Annotated in this window: 15 protein-coding genes; 4 read left to right on the top strand and 11 right to left on the bottom strand. The window is 50.9% G+C overall.

Annotated elements, in window-relative coordinates; genetic code table 11:
• Positions 1–82: 82 nt before the first annotated feature.
• The 4 genes from proY to phoB all read right to left on the bottom strand — a co-directional run bounded on the left by proY (position 83) and on the right by phoB (position 5,298).
• On the bottom strand, positions 83–1,456 hold the full coding sequence (proY, locus tag OGY17_RS04550; RefSeq protein ID WP_008783922.1) for a proline-specific permease ProY: 1,374 nt from the start codon (positions 1,454–1,456) through the stop codon (positions 83–85).
• Positions 1,457–1,537: 81 nt separating this feature from the next.
• Complete coding sequence (brnQ, locus tag OGY17_RS04545; RefSeq protein WP_003021501.1) at positions 1,538–2,857, bottom strand: branched-chain amino acid transporter carrier protein BrnQ; 1,320 nt, start codon at positions 2,855–2,857, stop codon at positions 1,538–1,540.
• Positions 2,858–3,262: 405 nt separating this feature from the next.
• Complete coding sequence (gene phoR, locus OGY17_RS04540; protein WP_003830971.1) at positions 3,263–4,558, bottom strand: phosphate regulon sensor histidine kinase PhoR; 1,296 nt, start codon at positions 4,556–4,558, stop codon at positions 3,263–3,265.
• Between the two features lie 50 nt (positions 4,559–4,608).
• Entirely contained in the window at positions 4,609–5,298 is a 690-nt protein-coding gene (gene phoB, locus OGY17_RS04535) for a phosphate response regulator transcription factor PhoB (RefSeq protein WP_003830970.1), read from the bottom strand.
• 190 nt (positions 5,299–5,488) lie between these two features.
• Between phoB and sbcD the strand changes: the two genes are divergently transcribed.
• On the top strand, positions 5,489–6,691 hold the full coding sequence (sbcD, locus tag OGY17_RS04530) for an exonuclease subunit SbcD (protein ID WP_032942519.1): 1,203 nt from the start codon (positions 5,489–5,491) through the stop codon (positions 6,689–6,691).
• A complete protein-coding gene (gene sbcC / locus OGY17_RS04525) occupies positions 6,688–9,831 on the top strand; it encodes an exonuclease subunit SbcC (protein ID WP_286606500.1) in 3,144 nt (1,047 codons plus the stop codon). Before sbcD ends, sbcC begins: the two co-directional genes overlap by 4 nt.
• An 85-nt stretch (positions 9,832–9,916) precedes the next feature.
• Here the strand turns inward: sbcC and OGY17_RS04520 are convergent, their stop codons facing one another.
• The 4 genes from OGY17_RS04520 to OGY17_RS04505 all read right to left on the bottom strand — a co-directional run bounded on the left by OGY17_RS04520 (position 9,917) and on the right by OGY17_RS04505 (position 14,862).
• Positions 9,917–10,915 (bottom strand): fimbrial protein, encoded by a 999-nt coding sequence (locus OGY17_RS04520; protein WP_286606498.1) that lies wholly within the window; start codon positions 10,913–10,915, stop codon positions 9,917–9,919.
• 14 nt (positions 10,916–10,929) lie between these two features.
• Complete coding sequence (locus OGY17_RS04515; RefSeq protein WP_286606495.1) at positions 10,930–13,479, bottom strand: fimbria/pilus outer membrane usher protein; 2,550 nt, start codon at positions 13,477–13,479, stop codon at positions 10,930–10,932.
• Positions 13,480–13,481: 2 nt separating this feature from the next.
• Positions 13,482–14,204: a fimbrial biogenesis chaperone gene (locus tag OGY17_RS04510; protein WP_286606492.1), complete on the bottom strand. Its 723-nt coding sequence runs from the start codon at positions 14,202–14,204 to the stop codon at positions 13,482–13,484.
• A gap of 100 nt (positions 14,205–14,304) precedes the next feature.
• Entirely contained in the window at positions 14,305–14,862 is a 558-nt protein-coding gene (locus OGY17_RS04505) for a fimbrial protein (protein ID WP_057067587.1), read from the bottom strand.
• A 549-nt stretch (positions 14,863–15,411) separates the two neighbouring features.
• Between OGY17_RS04505 and araJ the strand changes: the two genes are divergently transcribed.
• The gene (araJ, locus tag OGY17_RS04500; protein WP_020996583.1) at positions 15,412–16,584 is read left to right on the top strand and encodes an MFS transporter AraJ; all 1,173 of its coding nucleotides are present in this window, start codon (positions 15,412–15,414) and stop codon (positions 16,582–16,584) included.
• Between the two features lie 27 nt (positions 16,585–16,611).
• Here araJ and mak read toward each other — a convergent pair whose 3' ends face one another.
• Entirely contained in the window at positions 16,612–17,520 is a 909-nt protein-coding gene (mak, locus tag OGY17_RS04495) for a fructokinase (RefSeq protein WP_100272848.1), read from the bottom strand.
• A 91-nt stretch (positions 17,521–17,611) separates the two neighbouring features.
• Between mak and rdgC the strand changes: the two genes are divergently transcribed.
• Positions 17,612–18,523, top strand: a complete 912-nt coding sequence (gene rdgC, locus OGY17_RS04490) for a recombination-associated protein RdgC (protein ID WP_003021479.1) — start codon at positions 17,612–17,614, stop codon at positions 18,521–18,523.
• Positions 18,524–18,573: 50 nt separating this feature from the next.
• Here rdgC and ppnP read toward each other — a convergent pair whose 3' ends face one another.
• Together ppnP and OGY17_RS04480 are read right to left on the bottom strand one after the other, a co-directional pair.
• Positions 18,574–18,858, bottom strand: a complete 285-nt coding sequence (gene ppnP, locus OGY17_RS04485) for a pyrimidine/purine nucleoside phosphorylase (protein ID WP_003021477.1) — start codon at positions 18,856–18,858, stop codon at positions 18,574–18,576.
• A 71-nt stretch (positions 18,859–18,929) separates the two neighbouring features.
• Positions 18,930–19,607: an AroM family protein gene (locus OGY17_RS04480; RefSeq protein WP_003830963.1), complete on the bottom strand. Its 678-nt coding sequence runs from the start codon at positions 19,605–19,607 to the stop codon at positions 18,930–18,932.
• Between the last annotated feature and the right edge of the window lie 40 nt (positions 19,608–19,647).

The following is a 19,647-nucleotide window of genomic DNA, read 5'->3' as shown; positions in this document are numbered from 1 at the left end:
CTCATCATCTTAACGTTTATTGGGGGAGGAGTTCGGGGGAGGAGAAAATTGCCGGGTAACGCAAAGCTACCCGGCAAAAATATTACTGTGCTTCAGCCAGTTGGCGCTCGCGACGGCGCTTGAATCCCCATCCGACCAGCAGCAGGACAATCCACGCAAAGCCGACGTACAGCGAAATGCGGGTATCCGGATGATAGCCGATGAGCGCGATGATAAAGACCAGGAAAATCAGGCCAACAACGGTCGTCGTTACCCCACCCGGAACTTTAAATTTCAGCGCTTTGACCTCATCCGGCGGCAGACGACGACGGAAAGCAATCTGCGACAGCAGGATCATAATCCACACCCATACCGTGGCGAAGGTCGCCAAAGAGGCGATCACCAGGAAGACGTTTTCCGGCATGATGTAGTTAAGATACACCGCAAACAGCAGCGCGATAGTCATCACCATTACCGTCACCCACGGCACGCCACGACGCGACGTCTTGGCGAACATTTTCGGGGCACTGCCCTGCTCCGCCATGCCGTGCAGCATACGCCCCACACCGAAGACGTCAGAGTTAATAGCCGACAGCGACGCAGTCAGAACCACAAAGTTGAGGATCCCGGCAGCAAAGGTAATGCCCATATGCTGGAACGTCATAACGAACGGGCTACCGTCGGTACCCACCTGGTTCCACGGGTAGATAGACATAATGACGAACAGCGTCCCCACATAAAACACCAGGATACGCATTGGTACGGAATTGATGGCGCGCGGAATAGATTTTTCCGGGTCTTTGGCTTCGCCTGCGGTAATCCCGATAATCTCAATCCCGCCATAGGCAAACATCACCATTTGCAGCGACATCACCATGCCGAGCCAGCCGTTGCTGAAGAAGCCACCGTTGCTCCATAAGTTATGGATACCGGTAGGTTGCCCACCGTTGCCAATCCCCCAAATGATGATACCGAAACCGGCGACAATCATGATGATAATGGTGGCGACTTTGAAGAACGAGAACCAGAACTCCAGCTCACCAAACACCTTCACGCTCATCAGGTTGATGGCGCAGATAATCAGCACCACGCTGAGTACCCAAATCCAGTGCGGTACCGCCGGGAACCAGACGCCCATGTATATGCCGAAGGCTGTCACGTCGGCAATGGCGACAATCAGGATTTCAAAACAGTAGGTCCAGCCGGTAATGTAGCCTGCCAGCGGTCCGAGGTTTTCCTGCGCGTAGCGCGAGAAGGAGCTGGCTGCCGGGTTATGAACAGACATTTCGCCCAGAGCACGCATAATAATGTACGCCGCGACACCGCCGATAATATAGGCCAGCAATACGCTTGGCCCCGCCATTTTGATAGCGTCGGCCGAGCCGTAAAACAGCCCGGTACCAATTGCTGAACCTAATGCCATAAAGCGGATGTGCCGGGTGCTCAGCCCACGCTTTAGCTTGTTATTACTTTCCATCGATTCCTAACCTGTTAACACAATAAAAAAACCACGGGGCCATGTTAATAGCCCCGTGGTTAAAACTTATTGTCAGTGATATTAGTGTGCGCTGGAGGTCACTTGTCGACCCGCGGCGCGATCCCAGATAACTGCCAGGACCACCATCACGACTGTTGGCATCAACCACGCCAGCCCCTGCTCCGCCAGCGGTAAACGCTGGGTCCAGGCCGGTAACACGTCGCCAATTGCAGAAGCTTTAATGCCATCAAGGATACCAAAAATCAGGCTGATAAACATCGCAGGAGCAATGACGCGGGAAGAATTATGCCACCATGAGCGGGTAAAGCTTAATACAACCAGTGCGATACATGGCGGATAGATAGCCGTCAGCACAGGAATAGAGATCTGAATCAGATGGCTCAGACCCAGGTTAGAAACCACCATCGAGAAGCCGCCGAGGATAAATACCAGCGTGCGATAAGACAGTGGAACGTACTGGGCAAAGAACTCTGCGCACGCACAGGTCAGGCCAACCGCGGTGACCAGACAGGCGATGAAAATCAGCGCCGCCAGCAGGAAGCTTCCTGCACCGCCAAAGGTGTGCTGAACATACGCATGCAGAATCGCCGCGCCGTTAGCAGACTGATCGACCAGAATCGCGCTATCTGAACCCAGACGGAACAGCGCGAGATACAGCAGCGTTAAGCCCACACCCGCCATTAAACCCGCCCAAACGGTATAACGAGTCAGCAGACGCGCTTCAGTAACACCACGCGAGCGAGCGGCGTTAACGATAACAATACCAAACACCATCGCGCCCAGCGTATCCATGGTCAGATACCCGTTCACGAAGCCATTAGAAAACGCCGCAGTTTGATAGGCTTCCATCGCATTACTGATCGGGCCTGCTGGCCAGACGATTGCAGCGACAGACAGGACCACCAGCGCCAGAATTTTCAGCGGTGCCAGGAAATTACCCACCGTATCCAGCAGTTTGCCCGGATAAAGCGAAACCAGAATGACAATCGCGAAATAGATAACGCTATAGATAAACAGCGGCAGCGCAGAATCACCAGTCAGCGGTGCAATCCCGACTTCGAAAGAGACCGTCGCGGTACGCGGGGTAGCGAATAACGGCCCAACGGCCAGATAGCAAACGGTCGCCAGCAGCAGACCGGCAACTTTACCGATAGGCGTGCTCAGTCGGTCCACACCACCGCCGACTTTCGCCAGCGCGACAACGGTAAGAACCGGCAGGCCAACGGCCGTAATCAAAAAGCCAAAAGCCGCAGTCCAGACGTGTTCACCTGCCTGCAAACCAACCATTGGAGGGAAGATGATGTTACCTGCACCAACGAACAGTGCAAATGTCATAAATCCCAAAGCGATAATATCGCGCGATTTTAACTGATGGGTCATAAAGTCTTACTGCCTGTGGATGTGGTGTTGAAAATAGTAAATTTTTGCCTTTCCCTGGGGGACAATACAGCGGCATTTTTGCTCAATTCCAGCGGGAAACACTCCCGACCTGGCGCGGCGAAGAATAGTTTTTCGATTTACCGCGTAAATGCAGTCGGTATGACAGCACCTGGAGCGCAATTTAAACGCTTATAACGTTTTAAAGCAAGGTGGGATCCAAAAACCAGAACAATATAGCGATATGAAAAATAGAGTTAGCACAAAACACCATTTCATGGAAAAAGGTATGGGTAATCATTCGAACAAAAAACAATCAAACGTCGTAAAATTCAGGAGGCATCTATTGACCACATAAAAAAAACCAGCTTGCGCTGGCTTTTGGAAAGATTATCTTACGAATACGTCTTAGCCGTTACTTTTGGCAATGAAACGTTCCGGGATCATGAAACTAAATCGCGTCCCTTTGCCTGGTTCGCTTTCGATGTTCAAACGGCTGTCGTGATGATGCAGCGCATGTTTCACGATAGCCAGACCCAGCCCGCTACCGCCCGTTTGTCGCGATCTCGCCTTATCCACACGATAAAAACGCTCGGTCAAACGTGGTATATGCTCGGGGGCAATGCCCGGACCGTTGTCTTCCACGCAAAACTCCGCCCCCGACGCCACATGCTGCCAGCGTACGGTAATGTGCGTTCCCGCTGGTGTGTGGTTCACCGCGTTGTACACGAGATTCGAGATAGCGCTACGCAACTGCTCCTCGTTGCCTCGCACGTTCAGGCTGTTATCGACATCAAAGGTAAACGTATGTTTATGCTGGCTCAGGGTTTGCGCTTCGTGCTCGATCACGCGCAGCATCATGGGCACATCGACTTTCTCATTCAGCTGCAACGTCGGCGCAGCTTCAATTTTTGACAGCGTCAGCAGCTGCTTCACCAGGCCTTCCATACGGTACGTTTGTTCGCGCATGGTATGCAGCGCTTTTTCGCGCGTTGTCCCTTCCAACGGATGCTCCTGCATCATTTCCAGGTAGCCTTGCAGCACCGTCAGCGGTGTGCGCAACTCATGGCTGGCGTTGGCGAAAAAGTTACGCCGTGAACCTTCCAGCTGGTGCATCTGGGTAACGTCGCGCGCCACCATCAACAATTGCTTATCGGTATAGGGCATCACGCGAATTTCCAGATGCCGTCCGGTATTGAGCACCAGATTGATTGGCCGGCTAAAATCGCGCGTTTTCAGATATTGTGTGAATTCCGGGTAGCGCAGCAGGTTAAGAATATTTTGCCCGCTATCGTCCGGCCAACGCAGTCCCAGAACCTGCTGAGCCAGTCCGTTACACCAGAAGATACCGCCTTCTTCGGTGGTCAACACCACCGCGTCGGGTAGTGATTCCGCCCCGCTGCGAAAACGTTTAATCAGGTTACCCAGTTCTCGACGGCGCTTTTTGTTGCGAAGCTGCATTTGATGCAGCCCATATAACAACGGCTCCCAACTGCCTCGCCCCGGTGGCGGCGTCATACTTCTGTCGACCCATAACCACCAGGATAAACGTAATAAATTCCAGAAATGCCAGATAAGCAGGCCCGTTACCGACGCCAGTAAAAACCAGGGCAGGTAACCGAAAAAAGCGCTAAGGATAAATGCCGGTATGCAGCACAGGATCAGCTCCAGTACCAACCTTTTCCATGACAATCGTTCTAGCAAACGTCTTACTCCATAAACGGCCTAATCCATCAGGCCCTGATTCTTGTCAGTCAAAAGCGGGTCGAAAAACGATATCCCGTCCCGCGAACTGTCTGCACCATACGATCGTGTCCGCTGTGCTCCAGCGCTTTACGTAAGCGGCGGATATGCACATCCACTGTCCGGTCTTCTACGTAGACATTGGTTCCCCAGACATGATTGAGGAGTTGTTCACGACTGTATACGCGTTCGGGGTGAGTCATAAAGAAGTGCAACAGTTTGAATTCGGTCGGCCCCATATCCAGCGGTTCTTCGCCGGTCATCACGCGATGCGAAGTGGGATCAAGACTCAGCCCCTGCATCTCAATAACCTCTTCCACCGCCATGGGGGAAATTCGACGCAGCACAGCTTTAATACGCGCCACCAGCTCCTTGGGAGAAAACGGCTTGGTAATATAGTCATCCGCACCGGTTTCCAGACCCCGGACGCGATCTTCCTCTTCTCCCCTCGCCGTCAGCATCATCACGGGGATGTCCCGCGTCATGGCTTCGCGCTTGAGATGCTTAATAAACTGTAGACCCGAGCCGCCGGGAAGCATCCAGTCAAGCAGGACGAGATCCGGCCAGGGTTCATTGAGTTGGTTCACAGCACTGTCATAGTCTTCGGCTTCTACGGGTTGAAAACCGTTTTGCTCGAGCACGAAGCAGACCATTTCACGAATTGGAGCTTCATCTTCTACGACCAGAATACGTCTCGCCATGATTTGCCCTGTTTATAATTAAATCGTTTGCCATCAATACGGTGCCATTATGCGTCAGTTTTATGACAGATTTATGAAAAGATAGTCCAGGTTTAACGCAGCCAGACGAATTATGACAGCCCGGAGACAAGATATTACCGTCCTTGAAAGGTTATAATCCCCGCCACTGTTTTATCGTCATGGAACTCTTATGCGCATCCTTCACACGTCTGACTGGCATCTGGGCCAAAATTTCTACAGCAAGAGCCGCGCCGCTGAACATCAGGCCTTTCTCGACTGGCTGCTGGAAACGGCACAATCCCAGCAGGTGGATGCCATTATTGTGGCGGGCGATATTTTCGATACCGGCTCACCGCCAAGCTACGCCCGTGAGCTGTATAACCGTTTTGTCGTCAATTTGCAGCAAACTGGCTGTCATCTGGTCGTGCTGGCAGGCAACCACGATTCCGTCGCCACGCTCAATGAATCCCGCGATATTCTGGCGTTTCTCAATACCACGGTCGTTGCCAGCGCCGGCCATGCGCCGCAGGTGCTGCCGCAACGTGATGGCACGCCGGGAGCGATCCTGTGTCCGGTTCCTTTCTTACGACCACGTGACATCATTACCAGCCAGGCCGGGCTAACCGGACAAGAAAAACAGCAGCATCTGCTGGGGGCAATCACCGACTATTACCAGCAGCAGTATCAGGACGCCTGCACGCTGCGTGGCGAGCGAAACCTGCCCATCATTGCGACCGGGCATTTGACCACCGTTGGCGCCAGTAAAAGTGACGCCGTACGTGACATTTATATCGGTACGCTGGACGCCTTTCCGGCGCAAAACTTTCCACCTGCGGACTACATCGCACTGGGGCATATTCACCGGGCGCAGGTTATCGGCGGGACGGACCATATTCGCTACTGCGGTTCACCGATTGCCCTCAGTTTTGACGAGTGCGGCAAAAGCAAATGTGTACATCTGGTGAGTTTCGAAGCGGGGAGACTCAGCGCCGTTGAAAATCTCACCGTACCGGTCACCCAGCCGCTTGCGGTACTGAAAGGCGATTTAGCCGCCATTACCGCCCAGCTTGAACAGTGGCGTAACGTGCCACAAGAGCCGCCGATATGGCTGGATATTGAAATCACCACCGACGACTATCTGCATGACATGCAACGTAAGATCCAGGCCTTAACCGAAGATTTACCGGTCGAGGTGTTATTGGTGCGCCGCAGTCGGGAACAACGTGAACGTATTATGGCCAATGAACGACGCGAAACGTTAAGCGAGCTAAGCGTAACGGAAGTTTTTGACCGCCGCCTGGCGCTGGAAGAGCTCGAGGAGCCTCAGCGTGAGCGGTTGAATCAGCTGTTTAGCGCAACCTTACACACGCTTGCCGGGGAGAGTGAAGCATGAAAATTCTCAGCCTGCGCCTGAAGAACCTCAACTCCCTGAAGGGAGAATGGAAAGTCGATTTCACAGCAGAACCTTTTGCCAGCAACGGGTTGTTCGCCATTACCGGGCCAACGGGCGCGGGGAAAACCACCCTGCTGGACGCGATTTGCCTCGCCCTGTACCACGAAACACCGCGCCTGAATACCGTGTCACAGTCGCAAAACGACCTGATGACTCGCGATACCGCGGAGTGTCTGGCCGAAGTTGAGTTTGAGGTGCGCGGCGAAGCCTACCGCGCATTCTGGAGCCAGAACCGGGCGCGCAATCAGCCCGAGGGCAACCTGCAGGTCCCGCGCGTAGAGCTAGCCCGCTGCGCTGACGGTAAAATCCTCGCCGATAAAGTCAAAGACAAGCTGGAGATGACCGCCGAGCTTACCGGGCTGGACTACGGGCGTTTTACCCGTTCGATGCTACTGTCTCAGGGCCAGTTTGCCGCCTTTCTTAATGCCAAACCGAAAGAGCGCGCCGAGCTTCTGGAGGAGTTAACTGGTACTGAGATCTACGGCCAAATCTCCGCCATGGTGTTTGAAAAGCACAAGTCGGCGCGTACGGAGCTGGAAAAACTGCAGGCCCAGGCCAGCGGCGTGGCGCTGTTAGCACCAGAGCAGGTGCAGTCCCTGACGGAAAGTTTGCAGGTACTTACTGACGAAGAAAAACAATACCTTACCAGCCAACAAACCCAGCAACAGCACCTCAACTGGCTTATTCGGCAAAATGAGCTTCAGACGGACATAAACCGCCACCAGCAGGCATTACAGGCAGCACTTCAGGCGCAAGAAGACGCGCAGCCGCAGCTGGCAGCGCTGAGCCTGGCGCAGCCGGCCAGAGCATTGCGCCCTCACTGGGAGCGAATCCAGGAACAAACGGCTACTATCGAGCGTATGCGCCAGAAGATTCAGGAAGTGAATACTCGCTTACAAAGCAGCTTAGCGCTGCGCGGGCGTATCCGTCAGCAAGCGCACACGCAATCGACCGCGATACTCGCCGAACAACAGACGTTAACCAACTGGCTGAACGAACATGACCGCTTCCGCTTATGGAGTAGCGAACTGGCAGGATGGAAAGCGCTGCTGGCGCAACAGTCCGACGCCAGCGCCCAGCTACGCCAGTGGCAGCAGCTGCGGGAGAACGACACACGTAAACTCGATGCCCTTCAGCTTCCCACGTTGACCCTTTCGCCGCAGGAAGTGACAGAAGCGCAGGCGCAACATGTGCAGCTTCGTCCACTACGCCAGCGCCTCAGTAATCTGCACGGGCAAATCGCCCCGAAGCAAAAGCAGCTGGCACAGCTACGCGCTTCACTGGTGCAGCGCCAGCAAGAGCTGACCCAGCGCAACGCGGTACTTGCCGAGAAACGTCAGCGCTATAAAGATAAAAATCAGCAACTTGCCGATGTGAGACTCATTTGCGAGCAGGAAGCCCGCATCAAAGATCTGGAAAGCCATCGGGCATTACTGGAATCCGGCAAACCTTGTCCGCTTTGTGGCTCTACCACACATCCGGCTATCGAGCGTTACCAGACGCTTGAGCTGAGCGTAAATCAGGCACGACGTGAAGCGCTGGAAAAAGAGGTCAAAACGCTGGCCGATGAGGGTTCAACCCTGCGCGGGCAGCTTGAGGCGATAACGCAGCAACTTCAGCGCGATGAACATGAAGCACAGAGGCTTTCTCAGGAGGAGCAAGCACTTACTAAAGAGTGGTTGACCGTTACCGCCAGCCTCAACGTATCGCTACAACCGCAGGATGACATTGCCCCGTGGCTAGCCGCTCAGGAAGAGTACGAACAACAGCTTCACCAGTTAAGCTTGCGTCATACCCTGCAGGCGCAAATCGCCGCGCATACCGAACAGATTACTCAACTCCAACAGCATATTGACCAGCGCCAGGCAACGTTAACCTCAGAGCTGGACCGTCATGGTCTGGCCCTTCCGCCCGAGGATGAAGTCTCCTCATGGCTAAGAGAACGGGCGAACGAAGCGCAAATGTGGCAACAGCGCCAGAATGAACTGACTGAGTTACAGGCCCGGATTGCCCAGCTTGCGCCGCTGCTGGAAACGCTGCCAGAATCTGAGGCGCTTTCTGAAATCATTGAGGATCTGTCGCTGGAAAACTGGCGGCAGGTGCACGACGATTGCCTCTCTTTACAGGGACAGTGGCAAACCTTGCAGCAGCAGGAAGCACAGGACGTTCAGCGCGCCGCAGACATTCAGGCGCAGTTTGATGCCGCATTGCAGGCCAGCATCTTTGACAATCGTGACGCCTTTATCGCCGCCCTGCTGGATGAAGAGACCTTCAACCGTCTTGAGCAGTTGAAACAATCGCTGGAAGTCCAGCAACAACAGGCACAAACGCTGCTTAATCAGGCCCAGCAGGCGCTGGTGACTCATCAACAGCAGCAACCAACCGGGGTGGATCTCACGCTCACGGCACAACATCTTCGCGACACGCTGGCGCAGCTCACCCAACTGCTGCGGGATAACACCACTCGTCAGGGAGAGATTCGCCAGCAACTCAGGCAGGATGCTGAAAACCGCCAGCAACAGCAGGCGCTGATGCAGGAGATTGATAACGTCGCGCAACAGGTCGAAGACTGGGGCTATCTGAATGCGCTGATCGGCTCGAAAGAGGGAGATAAGTTCCGCAAATTTGCCCAGGGACTGACGCTGGATAACCTGGTCTGGCTTGCCAACAACCAGTTAACCCGTCTACACGGTCGCTATCTGTTGCAGCGCAAGGCCAGCGAAGCGCTGGAGCTGGAGGTGGTCGATACCTGGCAAGCCGATGCGGTGCGTGACACGCGTACGCTCTCCGGCGGCGAGAGCTTCCTGGTGAGTCTGGCGCTGGCGCTGGCATTGTCCGATCTGGTCAGCCACAAAACACGAATTGACTCCCTGTTCCTCGACGAAGGCTTCGGCACGCTGGACAGCGAAACGCTGGATACCGCGCTGGACGCACTGGATGCACTCAACGCTACCGGTAAAACCATTGGCGTGATCAGCCACGTCGAAGCAATGAAAGAACGCATTCCGGTGCAAATCAAAGTGAAAAAAATCAACGGGCTGGGCTACAGCAAACTCGACAACACTTTCAGAGTGGAATGACGCTGATTTTTCGACGTATTGATATTGCCGACAAGATCGGCAATATCATTCCCTGCATATTATTCTTACGCTTAAAAAATAACCGCTAGCGGTAAATCATATCAAAGGTCGCCGTGGCGTTGATTTCGCCGGCCCGCAAGTTCTCATTTAAACGTATGACGTGTGCTTTAAACGGCAGGTTGACGCTCCCTTCTGCAACATTTTTCACCGTGGGCAGGAGTTCACCAAAAGTCACTAACCGATCGTTATATAAAATTTGCACACCGACACCTTGCGCAGACGCCGGAGAATCAAGATCATTTAATGTCAGAATAGTGCTATCGCCTGCTGCCGTTGTACCAGAAAATAATACATTGACATTGGTATCAGGATCGCACGTCAAATCAATTTTAAAATCAACCGCATAACCAGTATCACCCGGGTTATTCAGACTGACAGTTTTAAAGTAACGTCCCAAATTAACAGAAATATTCTTACTATTAAGCACACAACTGGCACTGTTAACCACCACATCTGCATCGGTAAAGTTAATATGAAGTTGGGCGGCGGATTCATATATTCGGGAAGCACTAAATCGTGATAATTGCAAGGGAGTATCTGTAATAGGTTGCCCGGTTGAGATTAATCGCACCTCAAACATTGCCGATACATTTATGTATTCACACCCATTACATGTTTTATTACCCTCGGCCTTTGCCGGAGAATAAAAAATACGGGCATCACTTGGTGAGTAGCTTTTGCCACTCTCAACAGACAACCACCAAATTTTAATCCCAATACCTGGGTTATTCGTCTGATAAACATATTCTTCAACGCCATTTACCAGCGTCAATGATGAGTCATCATATCCACGATAGATTGGGTGCACCCCATTACAAAATATATCGGATTGATTTGGAGCACTAAGATAACCGCTATCCCATAGGACAGTTCCTGCAGGGACATCGCGCTGAGCGTTAATAGTCGGAACGGTGACCGTATAGGTTGCAGCTGTCGTATCATTTCTATAATAACATGAAGCATAACTTACCACTGACCAGTTTAGTACAAAAAATACAATCACATACCTAATGAAGGATATCATTATCACTTTCACCTTTATTTACACTCTGCCGCTAATATAGCAACGGCTTTGTTGGTAAGTTCATCGGCAGGAATAGCAATCTGCGCGGTACACTGCTGTGTCGCTTTCTCACCCCACTTCACCATAACGCGATCGCCTGCCGATACACCGGTTAAATAAACCTGTCCGTTATCACCCACGATACTGGCATAATTTTTTTCGTTTTCTCCTGCCAATGCCGCAAGCGCGCCGAAAGGAACGTTATTTCCATTATGTTGTAGCGATAACAAAACACGTATACCGGTGCGTGCAGAAAATGTTGCCAGTGTGACCGCACCACGCGAAGGAATTACCTGTTTGACGGGTTCCGCGATATCAACCTGAGGGTTACTCGCTGTATTCAATATAATGTTATTCGTTCGATAGGGTGAGGCATATGGAATAACGGCGTAGCCATAGGAATTAGTATATACACCGGTACTGTTTTCTACTTTAATATCAGGTCCATCGTCGGCATCGACTAAGGTCACCGTTTCAGGTAGCGACTGTGCTAAAGTAATCCCGCCAGCATGGCCGATAATCCCACCTTGTAACTTATAATTCACTTGCCGGCTGTTGTTGTCATAATTGTACCCACCAGAAACAGAGCCAAATGAGCCTTGCCAGGTGGCATTCATACTTCCATTCTCCCCCATTCCATTATTCCCCCAGGACTGCTGGAGATTATAATTAAGGTTATCATCCTGCAATGCAGTACCACTGATCCCAATCAGATGTTGCTGACTACGATGACGGTTATCTGTATAAGTATAATTCGCCCAGGCACTGGGTAACCATTTATCTAAGGGAATGCTGACAGTAAATGAAACCTGCTCATCACGATGTGAGGTTGGCGTTTGCGTCAACGAATAGTTGAGCATAAATCGGATCCGTTCCCAGTTCTGGTTATAACCGACAGATACCGTGCGCTCATATCCCGCCAGTCCCCAGTAATCTTGCTGATAACCGGAGATATAGAAAGAACCTAGCTCATTCAGGCTCTGGCTGATATTTACCTGAAAGCGGCTACGACGGTTATTGGTATTGCGATAAGCATAAAAACTGTCGTCATCAATATCGTTAGTTCGGTTATTTAACGTTTCCGTAAACGTATAAAAATTACGGGTAGAGTAACGATAACTCGCAAGCGTAAGATTGGTGTTGGTCGTATCGATATTCTTCGCATACTGGGCACGATAAGACATCCCCTGCCAGACGTTATCAGCCACTTCGCTTCTGGCCGTTGTGGCATCAAACGAAAACGCGCCAAAATCATGAAGATCGATACCAAAACCTAATGCCGCGGAACGATAAAAATCACTGCCCAACACGCCGCTATACACGGTAAAACCATAAGGCAACCCATAGATAAGTTGCGCTTCGACCAGATTAGGATCCTCTGATGTATCATTATTTTGGTAATGCCCGGCGGCAACGCTATATTGCAATGCCCCCTGTCGCTGCATGATAGGTAAAGAAGACGACGTCTGAACGAAGCTACGCTCGCTCCCATCAGTCTCCGTGATTGTTATATCAAAATCACTGCCGGAAGATACCTGCGGTACATCCGTAATTTCAAACGCCCCTGCGCTGACATAGGTTTGATAGAGAGTGTAGCCATTTTGCTTAATGGTCACCTTAGCATCGCTTTTCGCAATCCCCCGGATCACCGGCGCAAACCCTTGTTGGCTATAGGGCAGCATAGCGGTATCTGTTTGCAGACGAATACCACGAATCGGAAGGCTGTCAAAAATATCTCCCGCAGTAGAGCTATCGCCGAGCGTCAGTTGGCTACGCAGGCGCTTTATATCCCGCTGAATATACGTCGAAATGTTTTCCCAACCGTCTCCGCTTTGGTAATTTCCATTGTTTCGTATGCGCCACGGCCCTACATTCAGTCCACTGTTTAAACTCAGGTAATTTTGTGTCGACGAGCCCTGGGAGCTGTAGTGTGTTTTAGAGCCGCTATAGTAATAACCCAACAGTGCAGCAGGTATCCCATCATCCCAATTATCAGGGTCGATATACCCCTGCACTTCCTGATTAACAGCAACTTGCGGAACACGAATATCCAGCCGTTGTTGCTGAGTGGAGAAAGTCCAGGAAGCCTCTTCAATGTAACGTCCGATATCATCAACCGTGGCGTCATCAGACATCGTTTTCATCAATGGCATTTTGCTGACATTGACGCCATAGGCGGCCAGTTCTGATTTTTTTAACACGGGAATGAGTGCGGTATGGGCTTCATTAAGCACATACGTCACATTCTTTTTTTCAACAAAATGATTATTAAAATAAACAGAACTGAGGTAGACGCCTGGTGCAAGTGCATTATCGTCTAAAAAAGTACGGATCGCCTCTGCGCTGTCTATTGGGGAATCAAAACGTAGCGCATCAATATTAAACTCATCATCAGCAACTTGTGATTCAGCGATACAAAACGGACTACACAACATCAACGCGGTGGCAATAGCTGATAATTTCAATGAGAGAATTTCATGATTATTATTGATAGGCCGCATATTGTGGATATCCTTATCCGCCAAATTTAAAGTGACTTTTCCTGTTCGGAAGTGGCATTGCCGTAGTCGTCGATTGCACGCCATCGAACAGACTTAGCGTTCCCACCCGGTAGGGAATAGATCATTTTTGAATAGGGTGAAATCATCATAGACACAGCAGAAAGCGTATCTTTCGGCGGCTTTACCTCTTTGCCGTCAACGGTCATATTATGCAAAGAAATATAGTATGCCGTCGGGTTATCCACAGCCAAACGTCCACCTGAAACAGAAAATATCAGGCTTTTGTATGCTTCTTGCGCGTCGTTTTTATTTAATCCTTTTGGTCGCCATATCAGCTTAATACGGCTGCGGGTAGCCAATTGTAGCTTACTTTGTTGTAATAACACTTTAGGCGTCGCTTCGATAGACTTGATATTAGCCCAAAAAATTTGTTCACGATCTTTTTTCAGGATGTCATTTTTATCGACTGAGATAAAATGTAGGATATTCGTCTGTCCGCCAATAAGTTTAAATAACGGAGGAGTAATAATAAGAGGAGGCTTACTTTTATCATTCTTATCGAAGTTATCAACCCATGCCTGAACAAGCTGATTACCATTACCCGTGTTTTTTACCGTTGCCTGAACTTCATCCACATCTCCAGGATAAATAATACGCGTATTGCTAATTTGCACCCCCGCCGAAGCAGCGTTTTGAAAAAGAATGAATATTGCTGAAAACAGCAAACCAGAAATGTTGAGATTCATCATTCATCCCTTATGGCTAAATCTCGAAAAGAATTACAGGACATACCCTGATTATCCTATGGCATATCCTGTCTGAACTTACGTCACTCCCACTCTACATCCCTTATGGATAGTAAATGGTATAGGTTGTGGTTGCGGCAAACTCGCCGCCTTTGATACTCGCCGGATCAACGGTTGCCACAACTTTTGATGTGAAGTTAAACGTCAGGTCATTTTCTTCGCTTGCCCCGGTCGTTTGAGCAAAAGCAGAGTTCGCTTCGTCGTTAAAAACGACTTTATCATTGCTGGCATCAGCGCCATAAACCACAATGCCAACACCGGTATCAACGCCGCCAGTAAGCGCTTTCAGCTGCGTATTTTCCGTTGCGGTATCACCTGCAAAGGTCAGGTTTACCACAGTATTTTCCGGGCACTTAGTCAGTTTAATTGCAAACGGCTGAACCTGAGACGCTTCTTCGCCAATACCAGCAAAGGCGTTCGTCCCCAGCGGGGTAAAGGGTACCTGAACATCTTCGCTGTCTGTATCAACCTGGCAAGGCGGGTTAATAATGGTACCAGTAAAAGTGACGGTGCCCTGGTCATCAGTTAAGTCTGCCGCATGCGCAACATTGATAGCTGCAACAAGCAACAAAGAGGCAGAAAGGAGTACTTTCTTTTTCATATGAAATTTCCCTATAATAAATTTTATTATCTTTCGAATGCTGCCTCTGAAATTCCCGCCAAAGACTTTTGCATATAAAAATCCCAAACAGTCCTCAGAAGAGGTCCGAAAGATAGAATCTTATGCGTTCTAACCCAATGGATATTGTGGTCGGCATATATAATATAATATGATTTTTATTTCATCAATAGCACAAAGACAAAAAACAATACCATTATAAAACAGTAAGTTAAAATAAATTAATCACACAAAGAAAAACAATATTTAAATAATTTATAGCTATGCGTTTTATATATAAAAAATAAATCACTATCGATTCATATTCGTTATGAATACAACAACCCATTCCCAACCAGAAACCGCCCATCAATAAAACAATATTTTAGTGTATTTTATATATTGAAAAGACTACAATTCCGAGTCCGTATGTTATCGGCATCTAACATGCAAATAATTGCTTTCAAGAATAATTGCAATCGTTCGTTCAGACTTCACAAATATGATAGCATTAGCCCTACTTAGCTGTTGTTGCTGTGTATGACAGGTGGTATGAAAAAAGTCATTTTCTCTTTAGCCCTGGGGACGTTTGGGCTGGGCATGGCCGAGTTTGGCATCATGGGTGTACTCACCGAATTGGCGCGGGACGTGGGAATCTCCATTCCTGCCGCTGGCCATATGATTTCGTTTTACGCCTTTGGCGTGGTGCTTGGCGCGCCCATTATTGCACTCTTTTCCAGCCGCTTTTCGCTCAAGCATATTCTGCTGTTTCTGGTCACGCTGTGTGTGATTGGCAACGCCATTTTCACCCTCTCCTCCTCGTATTTTATGCTGGCGGTAGGCAGGCTTGTTTCAGGCTTCCCGCACGGCGCGTTTTTTGGCGTTGGCGCAATTATCCTGTCGAAGCTCGCCCGCCCGGGAAAAGTCACCGCCGCCGTCGCGGGCATGATTTCGGGTATGACCGTTGCCAATCTGGTTGGCATTCCCGTCGGCACCTGGCTGAGTCAGGAATTTAGCTGGCGCTATACGTTCCTGCTGATTGCCGTCTTTAATATCGCCGTGATGGTCTCGGTCGCTTTTTGGGTGCCCAACATCAGCGATGAAGCAAAAGGAAACCTGCGCGAACAATTTCACTTTTTGAAAAGCCCCGCCCCGTGGCTCATTTTCTCCGCCACCATGTTTGGTAACGCCGGGGTTTTCGCCTGGTTTAGCTACGTCAAACCATACATGATGTTCATCTCCGGCTTTTCCGAAGCGCTGATGACCTTCATCATGATGCTGGTAGGATTAGGAATGGTGTTGGGAAATCTGCTGAGCGGTCGGCTGTCTGGTCGCTATACGCCGCTGCGCATTGCGGTGATAACCGACTTCGTGATTGTGCTGGCTCTGCTGTTGCTCTTTGCCTTTGGCGGGATCAAAACTGCGTCGCTAACCTTTGCCTTTATTTGCTGCGCGGGCCTGTTTGCCCTGTCGGCACCGCTGCAAATTTTATTGCTGCAAAATGCTAAAGGAGGGGAGCTGCTGGGTGCGGCTGGCGGGCAAATTGCCTTTAACCTCGGCAGCGCGATTGGCGCCTACAGCGGTGGCATGATGCTGACACTGGGCTTTGCCTACAACTACGTGACGCTGCCGGCGGCACTGCTGTCGTTTTCTGCGATGTCGTCACTGTTGCTGTACGGTCGCCTGAAGCGCGCAGTACCCCAGATGACACACGCTGCCGGATAGCATCTGCGCTACCCGGCTACGCGAACCTTACTCCTGCGGCCACAGCCAGGCCGCACCGCGTACACCGCTGGAATCCCCGTGTAGCGCCTTGCGTAGAGGCGTTTCGCATTCGCCGCCAAAGACAAACTGCTTAATCAACGTCGGAACGTTTTGATACAGTCGATCGACATTGCTCATTCCGCCCCCCAGCACAATGACGTCCGGATCGAGAATATTCACCACATGTGCCAGTGATTTCGCCAGACGACGCTCATAGCGGCTCAACGCCTGCTCCGCAAGAGCATCCTGCGCAGTAACAAGGCTGATAATTTCATTGCCTTTGAGCTGCTTACCGCTCAGACGCTGGTAGTCGGTGGCAAAGCCGGTCCCGGAAATGAAGGTTTCAATGCAGCCTTGTTTACCGCAATAACAGGGGACTTCCTGTCGGAAACGCAGCTCATCTTCGTCCATCCATGGCAGCGGATTATGCCCCCACTCGCCCGCGGTACCGTTACCGCCCGTGTGCGCCCGACCATTCAGTGCCACGCCTGCGCCACATCCAGTGCCGATAATCACCGCAAACACGGTTTGCGCCCCGGCCGCCGCACCATCCACCGCTTCTGAAACCGCCAGACAGTTGGCATCATTTGCCAACCGCACTTCACGATTCAGACGCGAACTCAGGTCTTTGTCAAAAGGTTGTCCGTTAAGCCAGGTCGAGTTGGCATTCTTCACCACCCCGGTGTAGGGCGAGATTGAACCTGGAATGCCCATTCCCACGGTTCCCGTCTGACCGGTGGCGTTTTCCGCCATCTCCACCAGCGTGGCAATGGTTTCTATCGTTTGCCGATAATCATCACGCGGCGTGGGCAGGCGATGGCGAAAAAGCTGTTCGCCCGCATCGCCAAGCGCAATAACTTCCGTTTTCGTACCGCCCAAATCGATACCTATACGCACTGTTTGCTCCTCTTCCCGATTAACAATGCAAGCATAGCGACAATTCGCTATCATGCCCGCTGGATTTAACGACAAGGCCGTGGAAATTATCATGCTGTGGTTCAAAAATTTAATGGTTTACCGTCTTAGCCGCGATGTTTCTTTGCGAGCCGAAGAGATGGAAAAACAGCTGGCATCAATGACGTTCACCCCTTGCGGTAGCCAGGATATGGCAAAAATGGGCTGGGTTCCGCCGATGGGATCGCACAGCGATGCATTAACGCATACCGCCAATGGCCAAATTATTATCTGCGCCCGCAAAGAAGAAAAAATTCTGCCGTCGCCGGTTATCAAACAGGCGCTGGAAGCCAAAATATTCAAACTGGAAGCTGAGCAAGGTCGCAAACTTAAGAAGACCGAAAAAGACTCGCTGAAAGATGAAGTTCTGCACTCATTGCTGCCGCGCGCCTTTAGCCGCTTCAGCCAGACAATGATGTGGATCGATACCGTCAACGATCTGATCATGGTTGATTGTGCGAGCGCGAAAAAAGCCGAAGATACGCTGGCGCTGCTGCGTAAGAGTCTCGGTTCGCTGCCGGTCGTTCCGCTGACGATGGAAAACCCTATTGAGCTGACGCTGACTGAATGGGTTCGCTCCGGCACCACGGCGCAGGGCTTCCAACTGCTGGATGAAGCTGAACTGAAAGCGATCCTTGAAGACGGCGGTGTGATCCGCGCGAAAAAGCAGGATCTGGTCTGCGACGAAATCGCCGTGCATATCGAAGCGGGCAAACTGGTCACTAAGCTGGCCCTCGACTGGCAGCAGCGCATTCAGTTCGTTATGTGTGACGACGGCTCCATTAAGCGCCTGAAGTTCAGCGACGAGCTGCGCGATCAGAATGAAGATATCGACCGCGAAGATTATGCTCAGCGTTTTGATGCCGATTTCATCCTGATGACAGGTGAACTGGCGGCGCTGATTAAAAGTCTGGTGGAAGGATTAGGCGGCGAAGCGCAACGTTAAGCCGTGTTTAGCGAATGGCGACTCAATATCGCCATTCGTCATTTTTACGCTTACAGGTAACGGCAAAGATAGGATGTTGGCTCTGCTACCTGCAGATGAAACTCGCTATTGCCCGGTACGTTAAACACGTCTCCTGCGGCATACACTTTCCACTCGGTTTCCCCTGGCAGCAGCACGTTCAGTGCGCCACTAACTACCGTCATCTCTTCAGGCGCCGCAGTACCAAAGGTATATTCACCTTCAGCCATCACGCCTACACTGGCGCGGCCAGTACTGCTGCTGGTAAAACCGATCGATTTTACTTTGCCGGAAAAGTATTCATTACTTTGAAGCATACAACTGGCCCTATCTCGTGATTAAGTTAGGAACCAATATAGGGGGCTGACGTTCCACCTGTCACGCAAAATTACGCCAGCAATTCCGAAGCCAGTCGGGCAATCAACACATTGGACAGCAGAACCGGGACATCCAGCGACTTTTGCAGTAAATCACGATGACGTTGATGAAACCCCAGGCAGTCCAGCATAAGAACATCAGCACCTTGCTCAAGGAGATATTTCCCGGCATCAATCAGCTGTTGTTCAGAACCTTCTACTGGATTCGCCACGGCGTACACTGGCGGAGTTTGTAACACCTGCCACTTTTGTGTCTGGGCTTTGAGCAATTCAGCAACAGGTACAATGACCCCAACCTGATGCCCTTCGACAATCGAAGCCACTAACGGGGGAATAATGCGTATAGGTTCCAACAAGATACTATTGCGGGCGGTCAGACGGGTGATTGAGGCGGTACTCATCAGCAGGATCACATCAAATCCCTGATTATCGAGAACCTCCACAATGCTTTGCAGCGAGCGTTCCACTTTCTGACGTGAGACATGAGCAAGTTGGTGGTCGCTAAGCAGCGTTAATAACAGCTCGTCACCGGGTGAAGCCCCGTACTCGGCCATCACATCTTCTCGCTGCATCTGCCCCAGCAGACTGTGGTGAGTAATGTGCTGTTCATCAATATATTCCGTCAGGAGCGGTAACATCTCACACATCGGCACAACGCCAATCGTGAGGATAGCCAACGACGTACTCATTTGTTGCTCCACCGTCTTCTTACTTTGCTGTGAAATCCCG

The sequence above is a fragment of the Citrobacter sp. Cpo126 genome, from assembly GCF_030332445.1.
Taxonomy (GTDB): domain Bacteria; phylum Pseudomonadota; class Gammaproteobacteria; order Enterobacterales; family Enterobacteriaceae; genus Citrobacter; species Citrobacter portucalensis.
The sequence above is the reverse complement of the archived record's forward strand: the minus strand, read 5'-3'. Positions and strand labels throughout refer to the sequence as shown.

What these genes read in the sequence shown, in the direction of transcription:
- OGY17_RS04480 (WP_003830963.1), bottom strand. Translation starts at nt 19,607, where the DNA reads ATGAGTACGTCGTTGGCTATCCTCACGATTGGCGTTGTGCCGATGTGT.
- sbcD (WP_032942519.1), top strand. Translation starts at nt 5,489, where the DNA reads ATGCGCATCCTTCACACGTCTGACTGGCATCTGGGCCAAAATTTCTAC.
- OGY17_RS04510 (WP_286606492.1), bottom strand. Translation starts at nt 14,204, where the DNA reads ATGATGAATCTCAACATTTCTGGTTTGCTGTTTTCAGCAATATTCATT.
- brnQ (WP_003021501.1), bottom strand. Translation starts at nt 2,857, where the DNA reads ATGACCCATCAGTTAAAATCGCGCGATATTATCGCTTTGGGATTTATG.
- OGY17_RS04505 (WP_057067587.1), bottom strand. Translation starts at nt 14,862, where the DNA reads ATGAAAAAGAAAGTACTCCTTTCTGCCTCTTTGTTGCTTGTTGCAGCT.
- rdgC (WP_003021479.1), top strand. Translation starts at nt 17,612, where the DNA reads ATGCTGTGGTTCAAAAATTTAATGGTTTACCGTCTTAGCCGCGATGTT.
- OGY17_RS04520 (WP_286606498.1), bottom strand. Translation starts at nt 10,915, where the DNA reads ATGATATCCTTCATTAGGTATGTGATTGTATTTTTTGTACTAAACTGG.
- phoB (WP_003830970.1), bottom strand. Translation starts at nt 5,298, where the DNA reads ATGGCGAGACGTATTCTGGTCGTAGAAGATGAAGCTCCAATTCGTGAA.
- proY (WP_008783922.1), bottom strand. Translation starts at nt 1,456, where the DNA reads ATGGAAAGTAATAACAAGCTAAAGCGTGGGCTGAGCACCCGGCACATC.
- sbcC (WP_286606500.1), top strand. Translation starts at nt 6,688, where the DNA reads ATGAAAATTCTCAGCCTGCGCCTGAAGAACCTCAACTCCCTGAAGGGA.
- ppnP (WP_003021477.1), bottom strand. Translation starts at nt 18,858, where the DNA reads ATGCTTCAAAGTAATGAATACTTTTCCGGCAAAGTAAAATCGATCGGT.
- araJ (WP_020996583.1), top strand. Translation starts at nt 15,412, where the DNA reads ATGAAAAAAGTCATTTTCTCTTTAGCCCTGGGGACGTTTGGGCTGGGC.